The organism is Nocardia sp. NPDC049707 (assembly GCF_040674855.1).
In the GTDB taxonomy this organism is placed as follows: Bacteria; Actinomycetota; Actinomycetes; order Mycobacteriales; family Mycobacteriaceae; genus Nocardia.
In genome coordinates this window covers 41522-58808 of record NZ_JBFANN010000016.1, presented here as the reverse complement: position 1 = coordinate 58808, position 17287 = coordinate 41522, and the positions used below count along the sequence as shown (strand labels likewise).

Annotated in this window: 18 protein-coding genes; 6 read left to right on the top strand and 12 right to left on the bottom strand. The window is 65.5% G+C overall.

Features of this window, described 5'->3' with window-relative positions:
• Positions 1-3 precede the first annotated feature (3 nt).
• Positions 4-612 (bottom strand): TetR/AcrR family transcriptional regulator, encoded by a 609-nt coding sequence (locus AB0J29_RS16715; RefSeq protein ID WP_364503653.1) that lies wholly within the window; start codon positions 610-612, stop codon positions 4-6.
• 120 nt (positions 613-732) lie between these two features.
• Here AB0J29_RS16715 and AB0J29_RS16710 point away from each other — a divergent pair, with 120 nt between their 5' ends.
• Positions 733-1443: a methyltransferase domain-containing protein gene (locus AB0J29_RS16710; RefSeq protein ID WP_364786064.1), complete on the top strand. Its 711-nt coding sequence runs from the start codon at positions 733-735 to the stop codon at positions 1441-1443.
• A gap of 1 nt (position 1444) precedes the next feature.
• On the opposite strand, the gene AB0J29_RS16705 is transcribed toward AB0J29_RS16710, so the two are convergent.
• The gene (locus AB0J29_RS16705) at positions 1445-3817 is read right to left on the bottom strand and encodes a lysylphosphatidylglycerol synthase transmembrane domain-containing protein (protein ID WP_364786061.1); all 2373 of its coding nucleotides are present in this window, start codon (positions 3815-3817) and stop codon (positions 1445-1447) included.
• A gap of 381 nt (positions 3818-4198) precedes the next feature.
• Here AB0J29_RS16705 and AB0J29_RS16700 point away from each other — a divergent pair, with 381 nt between their 5' ends.
• On the top strand, positions 4199-5038 hold the full coding sequence (locus tag AB0J29_RS16700; RefSeq protein WP_364786058.1) for an SDR family NAD(P)-dependent oxidoreductase: 840 nt from the start codon (positions 4199-4201) through the stop codon (positions 5036-5038).
• A 32-nt stretch (positions 5039-5070) separates the two neighbouring features.
• On the opposite strand, the gene AB0J29_RS16695 is transcribed toward AB0J29_RS16700, so the two are convergent.
• Together AB0J29_RS16695 and AB0J29_RS16690 are read right to left on the bottom strand one after the other, a co-directional pair.
• Entirely contained in the window at positions 5071-5808 is a 738-nt protein-coding gene (locus tag AB0J29_RS16695) for an SDR family oxidoreductase (protein ID WP_364786055.1), read from the bottom strand.
• Entirely contained in the window at positions 5792-6571 is a 780-nt protein-coding gene (locus AB0J29_RS16690) for a 2OG-Fe(II) oxygenase family protein (RefSeq protein ID WP_364786052.1), read from the bottom strand. Before AB0J29_RS16690 ends, AB0J29_RS16695 begins: the two co-directional genes overlap by 17 nt.
• A gap of 93 nt (positions 6572-6664) precedes the next feature.
• Between AB0J29_RS16690 and AB0J29_RS16685 the strand changes: the two genes are divergently transcribed.
• On the top strand, positions 6665-7264 hold the full coding sequence (locus AB0J29_RS16685) for a GDSL-type esterase/lipase family protein (protein WP_364786049.1): 600 nt from the start codon (positions 6665-6667) through the stop codon (positions 7262-7264).
• Positions 7265-7405: 141 nt separating this feature from the next.
• On the opposite strand, the gene AB0J29_RS16680 is transcribed toward AB0J29_RS16685, so the two are convergent.
• Positions 7406-8890: an AarF/ABC1/UbiB kinase family protein gene (locus tag AB0J29_RS16680; protein ID WP_364786046.1), complete on the bottom strand. Its 1485-nt coding sequence runs from the start codon at positions 8888-8890 to the stop codon at positions 7406-7408.
• 109 nt (positions 8891-8999) lie between these two features.
• On the opposite strand from AB0J29_RS16680, the gene AB0J29_RS16675 reads away from it, so the two are divergent.
• Both AB0J29_RS16675 and AB0J29_RS16670 read left to right on the top strand, forming a co-directional pair.
• A complete protein-coding gene (locus tag AB0J29_RS16675; RefSeq protein ID WP_364786043.1) occupies positions 9000-9779 on the top strand; it encodes a GntR family transcriptional regulator in 780 nt (259 codons plus the stop codon).
• A 166-nt stretch (positions 9780-9945) separates the two neighbouring features.
• Positions 9946-10899, top strand: coding sequence for an oxidoreductase (locus tag AB0J29_RS16670; RefSeq protein ID WP_364786040.1), 954 nt, complete (start codon positions 9946-9948; stop codon positions 10897-10899).
• Between the two features lie 21 nt (positions 10900-10920).
• Here AB0J29_RS16670 and AB0J29_RS16665 read toward each other — a convergent pair whose 3' ends face one another.
• The 6 genes from AB0J29_RS16665 to AB0J29_RS16640 all read right to left on the bottom strand — a co-directional run bounded on the left by AB0J29_RS16665 (position 10921) and on the right by AB0J29_RS16640 (position 15670).
• Positions 10921-11094, bottom strand: coding sequence for a hypothetical protein (locus AB0J29_RS16665; protein WP_364786037.1), 174 nt, complete (start codon positions 11092-11094; stop codon positions 10921-10923).
• A gap of 145 nt (positions 11095-11239) precedes the next feature.
• Entirely contained in the window at positions 11240-12364 is a 1125-nt protein-coding gene (locus tag AB0J29_RS16660) for a nitronate monooxygenase family protein (protein ID WP_364786034.1), read from the bottom strand.
• Between the two features lie 216 nt (positions 12365-12580).
• Positions 12581-12751, bottom strand: a complete 171-nt coding sequence (locus tag AB0J29_RS16655; protein WP_364786031.1) for a hypothetical protein — start codon at positions 12749-12751, stop codon at positions 12581-12583.
• A 146-nt stretch (positions 12752-12897) separates the two neighbouring features.
• Positions 12898-14253, bottom strand: coding sequence for a wax ester/triacylglycerol synthase family O-acyltransferase (locus AB0J29_RS16650; protein WP_364786028.1), 1356 nt, complete (start codon positions 14251-14253; stop codon positions 12898-12900).
• A gap of 144 nt (positions 14254-14397) precedes the next feature.
• Entirely contained in the window at positions 14398-15042 is a 645-nt protein-coding gene (locus tag AB0J29_RS16645) for a class I SAM-dependent methyltransferase (protein ID WP_364786024.1), read from the bottom strand.
• A gap of 7 nt (positions 15043-15049) precedes the next feature.
• Entirely contained in the window at positions 15050-15670 is a 621-nt protein-coding gene (locus tag AB0J29_RS16640; protein WP_364786021.1) for a hypothetical protein, read from the bottom strand.
• A 55-nt stretch (positions 15671-15725) separates the two neighbouring features.
• Here AB0J29_RS16640 and AB0J29_RS16635 point away from each other — a divergent pair, with 55 nt between their 5' ends.
• A complete protein-coding gene (locus tag AB0J29_RS16635) occupies positions 15726-16196 on the top strand; it encodes a MarR family transcriptional regulator (protein WP_364786018.1) in 471 nt (156 codons plus the stop codon).
• A 6-nt stretch (positions 16197-16202) separates the two neighbouring features.
• Here the strand turns inward: AB0J29_RS16635 and AB0J29_RS16630 are convergent, their stop codons facing one another.
• Positions 16203-17132, bottom strand: a complete 930-nt coding sequence (locus tag AB0J29_RS16630) for a DMT family transporter (RefSeq protein ID WP_364786015.1) — start codon at positions 17130-17132, stop codon at positions 16203-16205.
• Between the last annotated feature and the right edge of the window lie 155 nt (positions 17133-17287).

Here is a 17287-nt window from a genome sequence, read left to right as displayed (position 1 = left end):
AGATCATCGGCCGGTGCGGCTGATCCGTCCGGTGTGCGATACCCGGCTCGTGAGGCCGGGGCCGACCAGATCTTCGAGGCGACGGTAGGTTTCGGCCGCCGGCAGCGGTGGTTCGGCATCCGCGATCGAGCCGAGCAGGCCGACGACGCCCCAGGACAGGAACGTCATCGTGACCGCGAATTCGTCGTCGTCCATATCGAGTCGGCCCGAAAGTTGCTCGGTGAGAATCTCTTCCACCATGCGCCGGGTCGAGCGCAGCAGCACCCCGGTCGCCCTGCGACCCAGTAGCGCCCGATAGACCTCCGGATTCGCCGACGCCAGTCGGAACAGCGTGTACAGCGGCGCGAGTGGTTCCGAATGCTGCGGTGCATCAGCGTCATTCGCGGCCGATTCGATATCGGCCACCGCCGCGCGCAGGTACTCGGTACTGCTGACCAACAGCAGATCGTCCTTGTCCCGGAAGTGCGCGTAGAAGGTCGAGCGTCCGACATCGGCGCGATTCAGAATGTCCTGCAACGTGATCCGGTCATAGCCGCATTCGATCATCAGCTCGATCAGCGCCCGGTGCAGCAGGCTCTTGGTGCGCCGCACCCGGCGATCGGTGCTGGTCATCGGCATCCTCCGAACGCGCATACCGCGTTGTCGTACAAATTGTGCGAATCCGTTCGGAACGGCACGATATCCGCACTTTTGCTTCTGGTCGATCCGGTCATCTGGTCCGATTATGAACACATGACCGGAAAAGGACAACAGGCCACTAACGCATATGCTGACCGGAACTCCGAGATCGGCATTCTCATCACCAAACCGCGCGGCTATCTCGCCCTGAAATCGGTCTTACTGCTCGGCCGCGTCGGGAGTCTGAATGCTCGACTCGTCGAGCTGACCGGTACCGCCCCGGGCGAGCACGCCGTCGATATCGGTTGCGGTCCGGGCCAACTCGTCCGAGCACTCGCCGATCGAGTCGGACCGGACGGTCGAGTGATCGGCATCGACCCGTCCCAGGAGATGATCGATTACGCGACCGGCCGCATCGGCGCCTCGTCCAACTGCCGTCTCGAAGTCGGCGCCGCCCAGTCGCTGCCCCTGCCCGATGCCTCGGTCGACGTCGTCACTTCGACCTTCGTCATGCATCACATTCCGGAGACCCAGCGCACAGCGGCGCTGGAACAGATGTTCCGGGTGCTGCGCCCCGGCGGCCGACTGCTGCTCGCCGATACCCACCCAACTGGAAAGGTTCTGCCGGCGGCGGTTCGGCTCATGTCTCGATTCGCCGCGCGCCGCACCGACGACCCGCACACGCCAGGACACCACGCGGATCCACTGGCGGCCATCGACATTCGCCGCTACCGCGAAGCGTTGCGGGCAGTCGGATTCGGAGCCGTCGACTTCACCACGATCCCACCGATGACCGGCGTACTCGTGGCAACCAAGGACGCCTGAGTCAGATCATGTCCCTCGACGTCATCCAGCGCATGGTGAACCAGCCGCAGAACACCGGTAGCCAGCAGGTGAGCACGCGGTAGAGCAGCACCGCGGGCACGGCAATGGTCGCGGGCAGGCCGAAGGCGGCGAGACCACCGATCAGCGCGGCCTCGACGGCGCCGACGCCACCGGGTGTCGGCGCGGCCGAGGCCAAGGTGCCGCCGATCATGGTGACGATGGTGACGGTGATGAACGACGCGCCACCGCCGAACGCCTCGACGCTGGCCCACAGCGCCAGCGCCTGGCCGATCGTGATGGCGCCACCGCCGAGCACGATCACCGAGAAGCGCTTCGGATCCCGGGCCAGATCGCCGAGTTCGCCGAGCACCTCCTGCAACTGCGGGCGCACCGAATTGTTCAGCCAGCGACGCAGTTTCGGCACGAACATGAAGGTGCCGATAATGCCGACACCCACACCGGCGGCCAGATAGAGCACGGTGGCGTCGGGCACGAAATGCGAAAGATTCGCCGAGGTGCCCGCCGCCACGCTGAACAGGATCAACAGGCTGATGTGCGTGATCACCTGTACGGCCTGCTGCAAGGCGACGGCGGCGGTGGCCCGCACCGCGCCGAGTCCGCCCTTCTGCAGGAAGCGCACGCTCAAGGCCAGTCCGCCGACCCGTGCCGGGGTGGTGGTGGCGGCGAAGGTATTGGCGATCTGCATGACCACCAGATTGCGGAAGCTGACCAGGCGAGACGCGCAGGCCCACAGTGCCGCCGCCGCACCGACATAGGTCAGCGCCGAGACCGCCAGGCCGAGCAGCGCCCACCACCAGTTGGCGGTTCGCAGCTGCGAGAAGAAGGTCGGCACCGCGCTGATGAACGGGTAGGCGACGTAGACGAGCCCGATCAGCAGCACCAACTGGATGATCTGATTGCGGTTGAACCGGGTGATCTGCTCGGCCTCGATCTTGTCCTGGCCCGTCTGCTTGCGCACCTCGTCGCGGGCCGTGGCGACCACCTCACCCCAATCCGGAATCGACTTCTTGATCCCGGCGGGCATGGCGGACTTGGTGAGTCGGCTCGCCGCGGTCAGCACCGTCTGCTCGCCGAGCGTATCGATGGCGGTGCGCACCGCGGCTTCCTTGCCGAAGACGGCGGTGGTCGAGACCAGCAACTGCGCGACATCGGACTGTCGCTGCTTATCGGACGCGCCGAATTCCGCATTGACGAATCCGTTGAACAGTGTGGCGCCGTTCTCGATTCGGATCTCGGCGGGCCGCAGATCGCCGTGCGAGATCTGGGCGCAGTGCAGTGCGGCCAGCGATTTCCATACCCCGGCGAGCTCCTCATCGCAGGTTTCGTCGAGCGGCTTACCTCGAGGCATGGTGTGCGCGTACAGCATCCAGCCCCGCTCTAGTGCCGCGACTGCGACCTGTTCCACGGCGGCCAGACCCAATTCGCCGACGGCGATGGCCAGCAGCGCACGGTGCTCGACGGCGCGGTGCATGGAGCCGTGCATGGCCGCGGTTTCGCTGGTGCGGAAGGTGAGCCAGCGCCACAGCTGGCGCAGCGCACCGAAGCTGCGCTGATTCTTGCCGAACAACTCGACGGTCAACTCCCGCTCCGGACCGTCGATGGCCGCGGCGAGCACCAGCGGACCGCGCCCGGCGGGATGCACAACGGTGAATGCGGTGACAGTATGTCCGCGCCTGGCCAGCACCCGCACCGCCGCATCCAGCGGCACCTCCACCGCCGGCGTGCCGACCACGAGCACGATCACCGCGCCGACCAGCCAGCCGACCGCGAGCCCGAACATGGCCCGTGCGGGCACCACCGTGCTGACCACCAGGTGGATCGGTGCGAATGCCAGCAGCAGGAACCACAGCCAGCGCCGCGTCCGGGTCGGTAGCCACGGACTGGATACGGTCAGCACCGCGGCGAGCATGGCGATCCAGCGCGGATCGTCCAGGAACTGCGACAGGAAGGTGTCGAGCCGATCCGGCACCTGCAGATGCCATTGCGGCGCGGACAAACCCGTTCCGGTGATCGATAGCAGCAGGACCGCGACCAATCCCGCGGCCGCATAGCCCACGAGCAGCTTCCACTGCCTGCTGATGATCAATTCGATGAGGATCGCGAACGGCAGCGCCATAATCGCCATGCCGTAGACCAGGTAGACCAGATTGGACTGGTCCGGATTGAGGAATCCGATGATTTTCGAGACCGAACGCTCCAGCGCCAGCCACTCCGGCCGGGTGATCAGGGAGGCGGCGACCACCACGCCGACCCACAGTGCCGCGAGTACGACACGGATGATGTCACTGGTCCGCCGGATCAGCGGTTGCAGCAGGCTCCCGGTAACCGGGATATCCCGCCCATCGACTCGCATCTCGTGGCTCCGCTCCTCCGCCTCTCCGCGCCTTTGCCGGTCGTGGGCTGTGCCTAAAACGTACCGTTGCGGGCCGACGGTTCCCGGAATGGCTGAGCGCTGGGCGCCCCGGCGAGTTACCCCTGTGTTCGTCCGCCCCCGAACTTCGACCGACTGGTTGGGTGCGGCGAGAGTTTCGTCGCGGGCCGACAGTCGGCAGGTAGCTGAATTCTAGGGGTCCCCGGCGAGTTGCCCATGTTCGTACTAGATCAACTGTTGCGTTCGCAGCACGATACACAGCAGTGCGAAGCCGCCGACTTACCGGCCGGTAGACGGTCTTGCCGAATCCGTCCGTGCCGATGAGGATCAGGACGAATCAGCCAACGGCTCGGAAGGCGGGACATGGCAGCACAGGATCTATCCGGGAAGACGGTGGTGGTGACCGGCGCCAGCTCCGGCATCGGCGCCGAGGCGGCGGCGAAGCTGGTGGCGCGCGGCGCGACCGTCGCGGTGGTCGGGCGCTCGCCGGAACGCACCGCCGAGGTGGCGGCGCGGGTCGGTGCGGAGTCGTTCATCGCCGATTTCGCCCGCTTCGACGAGGTGCGCAAACTCGCCGATCGGCTCCTCGATCGCTATCCGCGCATCGATGTGCTCGCCAATAACGCCGGCGGCGCGTGGGCGAAACGCACCGTCACCGATGACGGCAATGAGCTGACCTTCCAGGTCAATCACCTGTCGCCGTTCCTGCTGACCGCCCTGCTGCTGGATCGGCTGGTGCAGTCGCAGGCCAGGGTCGTCAATACCGCGAGCATGACCTACCGGATGGCAAGGCTGGACCTCGACACCGTCAACGCATCGACCGGTTCGTTCAACCAGCTGGGCGCCTATGGTGCCGCCAAACTCGCCACCATCATCTGCACCAGGGAGCTGGCCCGCCGCACCGGGCTGATCACCGTGGCATTCCATCCGGGTGCGGTCGCCACCCACGTCTACGACAATGCCCCGCTCGGGCTCGGCGCGTTCATCCGCTCGCCGCTGTCGCGGCCCTTCTTCCTCCGGGCCGATAAGGGCGCGGATCCGTTGGTGCACTTCGCGACGACGTCCGATGAGATCAACGGCAGGTATTTCCACCGGTTCGAGCTGGAGGAGCCGCGGAATGGGCAGGCGGTGGATGCGCAGCTCGCACAACGGCTTTGGACGATGTCCGAAGAGATCACCGGAACGGCGGGTTCGGCGAAGTAGGTCAATGGGCGTCCGCATCGAGTGCGTGACGCTCACCCCCCGGCCCCCACTCCGACGGTGAAGATTTCGCCGCTCATCTCACCTCGATCGAGTTCGACAATGGCCCGCACCACCTGTTCGGTGGCCACCGACGCGGGAAAACCATTGGGCGCGATCGCATTCGCGCGCACCCCGAACTCTTCGAACTCGGCGGCGATATGCCGGGTCAGGTGGTTGAGCGCCGCCTTGGATGCCGCATAGAGCACCTGTCCGCCGGGGTACACCCGCGAGCCCGAAAGACTCGAGACATTCACGATATTGCGATTTCGGGCCCGATTCTCGTCCCCGGCATGCGCCCAGCTCCGCTGCGCCAGGCGCGCCGACAATCGCAGCGGCACACCGACATTGACCGCGAAATGCGGATCGAACTCATCGAGCGCGGCATCGCCGTCGACGATGCCGCGCGGCTGAAATCGGCTGTGCGCGGCATTGTTGACCAGCAGATCGATATGCCCGAACCGGGCGAGTGCGAGATCAATGACGCGCTCGACCTCACCCGGGTGAGCCAGATCGGCCTTGATCACGAAAATCCGTGAATCATTCTCCGGCACCGGCATCTCCGGTTCGAACGGATCGACGAACCATTCGAGCTGTGACGGTGCGGCCGGGGTGCGAGTGCGGCAGACCGCGATGATGTCGTAGTCGGTGTACAGACCGCGGCAGAAGGTGTCACCCAGTACGCCACCGGCCCCGGTCAGCAGACATACCCGACGTTCAGTGCCACTGCGCAATGCTGTCTCCTCCCCAGCGCCGCACCACATCGTCCTTCGGCCGGTGCAGCCACATCACCACGCTATTGCGCGCGGTGGCGTTATTGCCGACGAACGTATGCCAGGAACGCGGTGTGCACTCGAACAGCACCAGTGAATTGTCCAAGGGCGGAATCGTCACCGCGGGAACCGGATTCGTGCCGAGATGCGAATACAGCGCGGTCTCGCCGCCATCGCCCGGCCGCCAGTCCGGATTGCCGAGATAGAACAGCACCGCGACGGCGCGCACCGTCTCCCGCGCGAAGACCTCCGGCGTGCGCGGGCCGGTCGCGAGATCCACCTCCGGATCCACGGTCCTGACCTCGCCCGGTCCGGGCGCGGAACCCTTGAACCAGGCGGGATTCAGATCATTGTGCGGCGATCCGGGCGGACTGCCCGGCGCATGGTGGTGCACCGCCCCTTCGACATCACCGGTGGCGGCCACCCCCGTCACCCGGGCGACCATGTCGTGCCATTCCCGCGAAAGGAACAGCGCCAGCGGCCCATCCCGCAGCCCCGCCAGCGATGCCCCGACCGCACCGTAATCCGCCGCCACCGATCCGAATGCCTCGGGCCGCTCCCCGCGCACCCGCGCCAACTCCTCGGCGAGCCGCCCATAGAACTCGGGCACGAACACATCCCTGGCATAGATATGCGGGAACGGTTCGATTCGGCGAATCCAGCGCCGATGCGCGAATAGATCCGTGAACCACGGTGGCGCCGCGGACTCAGCTACCCCTGTCAACGTCGATCCCTCCCGAACAACCCACGGCGATCCTAACGGCATACTGCCGCCCACGGTGGTCGGGACCTGAGGGCCGATTGCGAAGATCACCCTGTGTACAACGACCTTCGCGTGTGCTTCATCGGCGACTCCTTCGTCGCGGGTGTCGGCGACCCGCAGTGCCTCGGCTGGGTCGGCCGACTGGCCGCGCAGGCCTATGCGACCGGACAGCCGCTCACCACATACAACCTGGGTGTGCGGATGCAGACCTCGACCGAGATCCTCGGGCGCTGGCAGGCCGAATGCGCGCCCCGATTTCCGGACGGCTGCGCCGCCCGCCTGGTCGTCTCGTTCGGCGTCAACGACACCACGCTGATCGACGGGCGGCCCCGAGTGGCACCGAAGCAATCGGCGGCCAACCTTGCCGAACTGCTCGCACAGGCCACCGCGCGCGGACTTGCGGTCTTGGTCGTCGCGCCGCCGCCCGTCGATGACGCCGAGCAGAATGCCAGGACCGCCGGGCTCGACGAACATTTCGCCGACATCTGTGCCGCCGCGGCGGTTCCCTACGTGCGCGTCCATCACCCGCTGCGCGACAGTGCGGTATGGATGCGTGAGGTGCGCGCGGGTGACGGTGCACATCCCGGCGCGGCCGGTTACCAGGAAATGGCCGCGCTCATCGGTCCGCGATGGCGAGAGTGGTTGGCGCGCTGACCAATCCGGATGGGCGAGTCGGGTGGCGGGCACGGCGATCGAGTCGAGGCCCGGGTGCTGGCCGAACCGCGAGGCAACACTGTCTCAGACGTGATGTCCCGGGTATTCCTATGCCGTCCGGGCAGGTCAGCGCGGCTGCACTCAGCCCACGGACATGCGGCGCGCGGCCGATTCGGACCGCTTGCGCCGGGCCGCCGCCAGATCGACCGGCACCGCGCCTTCCTCGACGGGCCGGGTGACCAATTCGTGCAGCGTCGGATGCCAGCGCCCGACCTCGTCGCGGAACGAACCCTCGGTCTCCAACTGACCGATCGCACCGATCAGCGTCAGCATGGACCGCGCGAACGGCGTGAAGCGCGCAGGCATGGTCCCCTGCCGCAATGCATTCGACAGCCGCGGATTCGTCACCCGCAGTACCTGTTTGCGCAACCAGCGCATGGTGAACCGGTAACTCGCGTGCTGGAAGGGTTCGATGCATGGTGCGACCAGATGGAATAGATCCTCGGCATCGAGTACCCGGCCCGGTTCGCAGAAGCCGTGCCGCCGGGCCGCCGCCTCCAGTTCCGCGGGGCCGCCGTTGAACAGCGCATCGCAGTAGTCGAAGGCGAATTCCTCGAAACCCTCGGTGGGCCACGGTGCGCAGGCCCCGAAGTCGACGATGCCGAGTCGACCATCCGGCAGCACCCGGAAATTGCCCGGATGCGGATCGCCGTAGAGCAGACCGCTGCGAATCCAACTCGATGCCATGAACCCGACCAGCTGCATGCCGACCCGATCCCGCTCGGCGCGCGTGCCGTTGGCGATGACGCGCGGCAGCGGCGTGCCGTCCAACCATTCGGTGACGAGCACATCGCCGCGCTGTTCGATCACCCGCGGAATGCGGAAATCCGGATCGTCGGCATAGGCCGCGGCGAAGATCCGCTGATATTCCGCCTCGGCGGCATAGTCGAGTTCGTCGAGCACACCGGCGCAGATTGCCTCGGTCACGCCCTTGACATCCGCGCCGGGCACGAAAACCGTTGCCAGCATCGAGATCCGGCGCAGCTGATCCAACTCGTTGGCGACCGCTTCCTTACCGCCGGGATACATCACCTTCACCGCGACGGGCGTACCGTCGCGCCACACCGCGTGATGCACCTGGCCGAGCGAGGCCGCGGCCGCGCGCCGATCGTCGAATTCCCGGAAATACCAACGCCAGTTCTCCCCCATGCTCGCGGCCATTGCCGCGTGCACCGAACGCGGCAGCATCGCGGGTGCGCAATCCTGTAACCGACTCAGCGCGATCTTGTAGGGTTCGGCGAGCGCCGGCGGCAGCGCGAGTTCGTAAATGGCAAGCAGCTGACCGAGTTTGGCGGCACAGCCCTTCAGTTCGCCGAGCACCTCGAAGATGTGCTGTGCGGTGCGCATCTGGATTTCGCGATCGACCTCAGCGGCCGGTCGACCCAGTGCGCGCTTACCGACACCCGCCGCATGACGGCCCGCGAAGGCGAGCGGCAGTGCCGCCAATTTCGCATTGCGAACCACGGTGCGAACCGGGGGTTTACCGTTCGATCGCATGGCGAACATGCGGGCGCGTCCAGTGGTCGAATTCTCGGCTGATCGACCGTCGCCACGCTGAATTGTCATGACTCACCTCACACTGCGCGCTGACCGGTGTAACACAGGTGCAGTCTCGCACAAGAGGGCATAGACTGTCTGGGACGTATTAGGCACCGAGTCGAAAGGTGGCATCTCGATGGGATCCCGAACGGTAGTCGCCGACGTTGCCGATGAGCTGGCACGCCGGGTTGCCGCAGGGGAGTATCAGCCGGGGGATTTGATGCCGTCGGTCCGTCAGGTCGCGGATGAGTTCGATATGAACCGCGCGACCGCGCAGTTGACCCTCGGTCGGCTGGAATCGTACGGATTCGTCGAGGCGCGACGCGGTAAGGGGTTCACGATCCGCGATGTCCGTGCGGCGGGCGGCATCGATGTATATCGGCACCTGTTCCGATTCTCGGTTCCGATGCCGGATGTGGCCATCGAGATGTTCCACGACATCGTCGAGGTGGAGCGCGGCATCGTTATGGCGGCGCTGCTCGCCTACACCAGCATCGAGCACAGGATCGACTCGGCCGAACTCAAGGCCGAGATCGATGAACTGGAGTCGCTTGCCCGACAGGATGTTCCCGACTTCCAACAGATCCTCGCCATCGAGATCGGCTTGGTCCGCCGACTGCTCACCGCACTCGGGCTGAGCATGCAGCGCGCGATCATGAACTCCATCGGCGAGATGGTGCTCGAGGTGCCCGAGGCCGTCGAGGCCTTCTTCGCGGGCGCGGCCGACCTCCACGTATTGGTATGGCGTGCGCTGGTCGCGGTGTGGGATTCCGGTTCCGGTCCGTCCGATGCGCAGCTCGCGCTGTTCGATGATCTGTTCGGGCTGTATCACGACAAGGTGATCGCCCGGTTCGAGGAATTGCTCGATGTAGGGGCCGAGTGCGACGAGGACGTGGAGCACGCGGCGACCGCTTGATCGCCCTCGATTCCCCGGAAGGCACTGTCTGGGTCATTGCTGCGTCGGTGTCACTCGAGGCCGCTCGAGGGTGGTAGCGTTGCGGTCGTCAAGCAAGATCGCATGGATCGACTCACCGCCTGAGACAGCATGAGCGCTCAGGCCGCTGATCAACCAGGAGGTCTCTGTGACATCGGTACCAATCCTGCCGCGCCGCTGGGCCATTGCGGATATCGCAGATCAATCCGGCAAGACCGTCGTGGTCACCGGCGCCAATAGCGGTCTCGGCTTGCGCACCGCCGAGGCATTGGCGAGTAAGGGCGCGTATGTGCTGCTGGCCTGTCGCAATCCGCAGAAGGCCGCGACGGCACTGGAGGCGGTGACCGCGGTTGCCGCCGGGCCGAAACCCGAAGCGCTGCAGCTGGATCTGGCCGATCTCGCCTCGGTCCGGCAGGCGGCCGAGCAGATCAACGACACCGTCGGCCGGATCGATCTGCTGATCAATAACGCGGGTGTGATGGCGGTGCCGCGCTCGAGCACCGCCGACGGGTTCGACGCCCAATTCGGCACAAATCACCTCGGGCACTTCGCATTTACCGGCGCCATACTGCCCGCACTCCTGCGCGCCGAACAGCCGCGAGTGGTGACCGTATCGTCGGTTGCCGCGTGGGTCGGCGTCATCAACTGGTTCGACCCGAATTGGCAGCGGATCTATCTGCGCTGGCCCGCCTACAGCCAGTCCAAACTGGCGAATCTGCTGTTCACCGCCGAGCTCGAGCGCCGGGCATGTGCGGCCGGATCGCACCTGCGCGCGGTGGCCGCCCATCCCGGATTGTCCGCGACCCATCTCTACGACCGCAATGGTGAGAAGGGGGTGAGCGGCGTCTTGGCGGCCATCCCGCAGGCGATCCTGTTCGCGCTGGCCCAGCCCGATCATATGGGCGCGTTGCCGCAGCTGTATGCCGCCACCGTGCCGGATGTGTGCGGAAACTCTTATGTGGGACCGGGTTTCGTGGTCGCCGGATATCCGCGGCGGGCGCTGCGCAATCCACTTGCCTACCGGCGCTCGACCGCGCGCAGACTATGGCAGCTCAGTGAGCAGCTGACCGGTGTGCGCTACGACTTCGCGATGAATTCCTAGGCGGCCCAGCGGTGGTCGATATCAGCGCGGTGCCGCGGCGAAGGCGGCGAGCACGAGGGAGGTGACGATCGTCACGGCAAGTACGCCCAGTACCACCAGATTTCGTCGTTGCGGCCGATCGGCATGCTCCAGATTCGGACACTCCGGCCCGGTGTGTCCGCGACTTCCGCACCGAGGGTTGGTGCAGGGATACATGCCGACCTCCCAAAACTGACGCGAGCGCTCGCACTGTAGCCGTACGAACCATCTTGTATACCGCGTGTGCTGCTGGATGGCTACCCAGCCACGGGAGGCCGAAAACGCCGCCCCGGCATCGGCCGGGGCGGCGTCGGTGACGTTGTTACAGCGCGCTATTGAGCTTATTCAAGCGGTCGCACGCCTCCACGTACTCATTGATCAGCCGGGCGATCACATCGGCGGAGCGCTCCACCTTGTTCATCATGCCGACGACCTGACCGACCGGATTGAAGTTCACATCCTTGGCCGCCTCCGGATAGCGGTGCCCACGCTTGACACCGTCCAGGGCCACCATCATCTGCAGCGGCATGGGCAGCGGATCCGGATTCTCCGGCGCCTCCCAGGCCTCGGTCCAGTCGTTCTTCAGCATGCGGCACGGCTTACCGGTCCAGGACCGCGAGCGCACGGTGTCGTGGCTGGAGGCTTCGATATAGGTCTGCATCTGCGCGGGCGGCACATTCGCCTCCTCGACGGTCAGCCACAGCGACCCGGTCCACGCACCCGCCGCGCCCATCGCCATGGCCGCGGCGACCTGCCGACCGTTGCCGATACCACCGGCGGCCAGCAGCGGCATATCGCCGATGGCGTCGACCACCTGCGGCCACAGCACCATCGAGGAGATCTCACCGCAGTGCCCGCCGCCCTCGGTGCCCTGGCAGACAACGAAATCCAGACCGGCGCGCTTGTGGTTGAGCGCATGCTTCACCGAACCGCACAGGGCGCCGATGAGCCGTCCCGAGCCCTGGATCTGCTCGACCACATCCGGCGGCGGGGTGCCGAGGGCATTGGCGACCAGCTTGGCCTTGGGATGGCGCAGGATCACCTCGATCTGCGGTGCGACGGTGGTCGCGGTCCAGCCGAGCAGCTCGTTGTGGTGTTCACTATCGGGCAGATGCGGGACATTGTGGTCGTTGAGTAGCTTCTCCGCGAAGTCCCGGTGCCCCTGCGGAACCAGTTCCGCCAGTTTGGCTTCCAGCTGTTCGGGGGTCAGATCATCGATCCCTTGGCCCTCGTACTTCGACGGGATGACGAGGTCGACACCGTACACACCGTGCACATGGTCGTCGAGCCAGGCCAGCTCGACCTCCAATTCCTCGGCGGTGAAGCCCACCGCACCGAGCACGCCGAGACCGCCGGCATTGCTGACCGCTGCCGCCACATCGCGGCAATGGGTGAAGGCGAAGATGGGGAATTCGATCCCCAACTTGTCGCAGATTTCGGTACGCATGGCGTGCTGGTCTCCCTACTTGCTCAACAGCCGGATCACCATGGCTGACGAGTGCTGGAACGGGTTGCATATTGGGTCTCCGGCCCGCGCTGCCGATTCGGCCGTCTGCCGCAGATATCGCCATGACGCAGCGGTAGCTTGGTCAACAGGCGCGGTACCTGACCTCGAATGTAACACGTTCTAGTTTTCTTGCGATAGATGTTCCTTCCGAGCGAATCAGAGTTCCGCCGTGACGAGCCGGTCGCCCAGGTCGAGGTGGGATTTGTCGAGCAGCCCGGCATGCCGTCCGGCGCACGCGTCGGTAGCCAGATCGTCGCGGAGTCGGTTCAGTCCGTCCCGTATTAGCGCCGCCGGTGTCATCGCCAGCATCGACATGCCGGCGCGCACGGTCTCGTCCAGATACGCCTCGGGTCGCCGCCAGTACCCGCCGCCGAACCTGTCGACGCAATCACGTCGTAAAGAGCCGTCTTCGCCCGCCCGTCGCCAGTCGATCGCCTCGGTTCATCGACCAGCGTTGCGGGCGATTCGACGGTTCAGGTGGCGGACTGCTCCAGGTCGGCCAGCGAATTCTCCAGGTGGTCGAGGAGGCTGTGTAGTCGCGGCACGCTGCGGCGGCAGCCGACGAGTCCGAAGTCCAGACTGTCGACATTGGTGGTGAGGGTGATGTTGACAGCCTGACCGTCGAACGGGATCGACATGGGGTAGGAGGCGTCCAGGCGGGCGCCGTTCCAGTAGTGCGGTTCCCTGGGGCCGGGGACGTTCGAGATGACGATATTGAACGGCGGATTCGTCAACGACAACAGGCCGGGCAGCAGAGTCAGAGCCAGCGGGCTGAGCATCAACCCGGATAGCGCCATGGTCTGGATGGGGGAGAGCGAGTTGTAGACCTCTTTGCTGCGGCGCATCGATTCGCTCACCACGCGCAGCCGTTCGATCGGATCGGCGATATCGGTGCCGAGATTGCACAGAATCGCACCCACCTTGACGCCACTGCTCTCGGTATCGTCCTCATCGGCCCGCAGCGAGACCGGGACCATCGCGATCAACGGCTTATCGGGTAGCGCATTATGTTCGATCAGATACGTGCGCAACGCACCGGCCGACATCGCCAGCACCACATCGTTGACGGTCGTGCCGGTCGCCTTCTTGACCTGCTTGACCCGCTCCAGCGGCCAGGACCGGACCGCGCATCGGCGGGCGCCGCCGATCGGCACATTGAACATCGAACGCGGCGCCTCGAAGGGCATGGTCAACTGTTGCTGCACCAGCGCGGCGCGGGCTACCCGCAGCACGGCGGGCCCGGAATTGGCGGCCGACAACAGATTTCGAGCGAGCCCGCCGAGCAGCGAGCCGGATGGTTCGGTCTTGCGTTTCGACCCGGGCAGATTCCACGGCACGCGCGTTTCGCTCGCCGTTGGATCGTTCGTGAGTGTGCGTTGCAGCAGTCGCTGTGCGGTGACGCCATCGATCAGCGCGTGATGCATCTTCGAGTACAGCGCGAAGCGGCCGTCGCGCAGCCCCTCCACCACGTGGATTTCCCATAGCGGGCGGTGCCGGTCCAGTAGGGTGCTGTGCAGGTCGGAGGCCAGCTCGAGCAGTTGCTCGAAACTACCGGGACTGGGCAGCGCCGACCGGCGCAGGTGATAGACGAGTTCGACATCTTCGGCCTCGGTCCACGCCAGCTGTGGCGCGCCGAGCCAGGTCGCCGGGCGCTTGCGGAAAGTGGGGTGGAATTCGTTGTCCACCAACAACTTCTCATGGGTCGTCCGAGCGAAATCGGGCCCGGCATCCTCCGGTGCCTCGAAAAGCTGTAGCGATCCCACGTGCATCGGATGCTCGCGGGATTCGCCGAGCAAGAAAACGGCATCGATCGGAGAAATGAGCTCCATGGTCTGTCGCCCCCTGACGACGGTGTGGCGCTGAGGTCTTCGGTGAAAGGAAATCGACCACGATGTCGGTGAGGGTTCGCACAGCTATGTCCCCTGTGCTGACTCCCCAACCTTACGGAAAGGTGCGGATCCGCGTTAGGCGAATCAACGATCCTTGACCAGAAACATATAGGCCTGGCGGCCCCGCTCGCCGGGATCCGGTTCTCGGACCATCCGGGCGGTCGGCGTGAATCCGGCTTGTTCGGCCAGCGTGGCGAGCCGATCCGAGGACCATCGATAGGCGGTTATCACCTTGTGGTCGAACGGTTCCTCCTCTTGGGCATCGGTAGCCTGGAAGTATGCGAGCAGCGCCCGCCCGCCCGGCTCGAGTATCCGATGAAACTCCGCCAATACCGCGGGCATTCGTTCGGGCGGCAGATGAATGAACGAGTACCAGACGAGAATTCCCGCGAGGGCGGCGTCGCCGATATCGAGATCTTCGAGCGCGCCCTCGTCGAAATCGAGTGTCGGATATTGTGCCCGCGCCAATTCGAGCAGTTGGGGTGACAGGTCGATCCCGAAGATATCGAGGCCGAGGCCGGATAGGTGTGCGGTCAATCGGCCTTCACCGCACCCGAGATCGGCCACGCGACCGTCGGCTCGCACCAGTTCCGCGAAGGCGCCGAGCAGGGCACGGTCGAATGGCTGCGTCGCGAGGTGATCTTTGGCGAATTCCGCGTAGCGGATCGCCATCTCGTCGTAGGCGGCGCGGGTGCGCGACACATCGGTGGGAACAGTTCGACTCGTCACCCGAACATCATGCCCTCCCATCAGCTCTCATCGTGGATTCGATGGCGACGCGTCGCGATGGCATGCGACGCAGCAGTCGGTCGAGGTGCAGCGCTGTATCGCAGGTGCTGAGTAGCGCGGCGCCGCCCGCCACGACAAGGACGCCGTAGGAACACATTTCATCGAAACCCACCGAGGTCCACATGGCCGCCGCGAAGGCGATCAACACCGCGGTGGCGGCGCGGGCGGCGGGTTTCGCGGCGATGCCGAGGAGCAAGCCGATGGCCAGGAGGATTTCCGCCGCGGTCGCGCTGGCGGCGAGCGCGGGCGCCGACCAATCCAGAACCTGCGGGGTGAGCGTGCGGGTGTAGTCGGTGAACGCCGAGTAGTCGCCCCAGGAGACACCATCTGCGCCCGGCGCGCCGAGCAGGCCGAACCGGTCCGCGACCGAACCGGCGAACAAGGCGCCCAACAGGATTCGCACCGTCGTATTGACGACCACGAACCGGCCGCCGGTCACCGTGAGCGCCGCGATGCTCGCGAGCACCACCGCGGTGATCGACCCGACCGATCCGTCCGCGAAGGCCAGCCAGCCGAGTTCTGTCACCAGAGCCAGGGCCGCGAGTCCGACGACAACCTGCCTAGTCATATGCACCATCCAAAAGTAGTAAGGTCCCTGACTAAAGGTACGAAGGAGTCCGAGAATGGTCAAGAGCCTGACTAATCCATTGGCCGATCGGCCCCCGCCGCTCGGGAATCTGCTCGGCGCCGCGGCGCGAACGCTTGCGGCCGAACTGGATGCGGGTCTGGCGGCGGCCGGATTCACCGATCTGCGGGCCGCGCACGCACCGGTATTCCAGGTCATCGATCCCGAAGGCACGCGACTGATCGATCTCGCCGGTCGCGCGGGCATGACCAAACAGGCGATGGGTGAACTCGTGCGACATCTGGATGCACGCGGCTTTGTCGAGGTGACGCCCGACCCGACCGATCGGCGGGCGCGGCTGGTTCGCCTCACGCCGCTCGGCTGGTCCGTGGTCGAGGCCGCGCTGGATGTGGTCGAGCGATTCGATGCGCATCTGGATGCGATCATCGGTGCGGCCGAGGTGGATCGGCTGCGCGCGGTGCTGTTGAAGATCATCGGCGGTGCCGGTCTGACCTTCAGTGCCGACTGAGAACGCTCAGGATTGGGTGACCGGCGTCGCGACCGGTTCCTCGGCGGCGCGGGCGCGGGCGGTGCCGAGGATCGAGCCGAGAATGACCAGCGGGAAGCCGATGCCCATACCGATGGTCAACGGCTCGTCCAGCAGGGCCACACCGAGCAGGATGGCCACCGCGGGATTGATATAGGTGATGACCGTGGCGCGGGCTGGGCCGACCTCGCTGATCAGCGCGAAGAAGATCAGGAAAGCCGCGACCGTGCAGATTACGGCCAGTCCGAGCACCGACCACGACGCATCGGCGGTGAACTGCGCGGGCCGACGCAGTATGGTGAACGGCGTGTAGATCACCGTCGCGAGCATCAGTGATCCGGTGACCACACCGAGCGGCGGCAGATCGGCGAGTGCGCGATTGATGACGATTGGGCCGATGGCGTAGCCGATGGTCGTCAACCCGATGGCGCCGATGGCGGCGGGCTGGGTCAGATCGATATCGAAGCCGATCAGTGCCGCCACACCCGCGAATCCGATGACCAGGCCGATGGTGCGGCGCGCGTCGAAGCGATCGTGAGCGAAAGAGTGGGCAGGCCACAACTTCGCGCCGAGGCCCTGAATGGGTTTGGACAGAATCACCATTCCGACCAGCGGAACCGCGGCGAGCAGTAGCCCCACCGTCGAACTGTTCAATGTGGTCTCCGCGTACCCGATCAGCAACCAAGGCCCACTGATTTCGACCAGGGTGTACAGCAGCAGCGGACGCCAGCGCCGGAACACCGGTCCGAGGGTTTTGGTGTAGAGCGCGATCGGCAGCAGGATCAGCGAACCGATGAAGGTCCGGCCGAATGCCACCACGACCGGATCGAAATCCTCGACCGCGATGCGGATCATTGCGTAAGGCACGCCCCAGATGACACCCATCGCCAGAAACAGCACCCACCCACGCTGCGTCATCGCTTCACCATCTCACCAGCCATCGTCCTGCTCACTTCCGATCGAATCGGAGCCTATACGAATACATCCCGTCACGGGATGGCTGGAACCGCGCGGCGAATCAGTACAACGCGAACGCCCGCCGCCCGGCATTGTCGGACGTGCTCGCGCAGGTG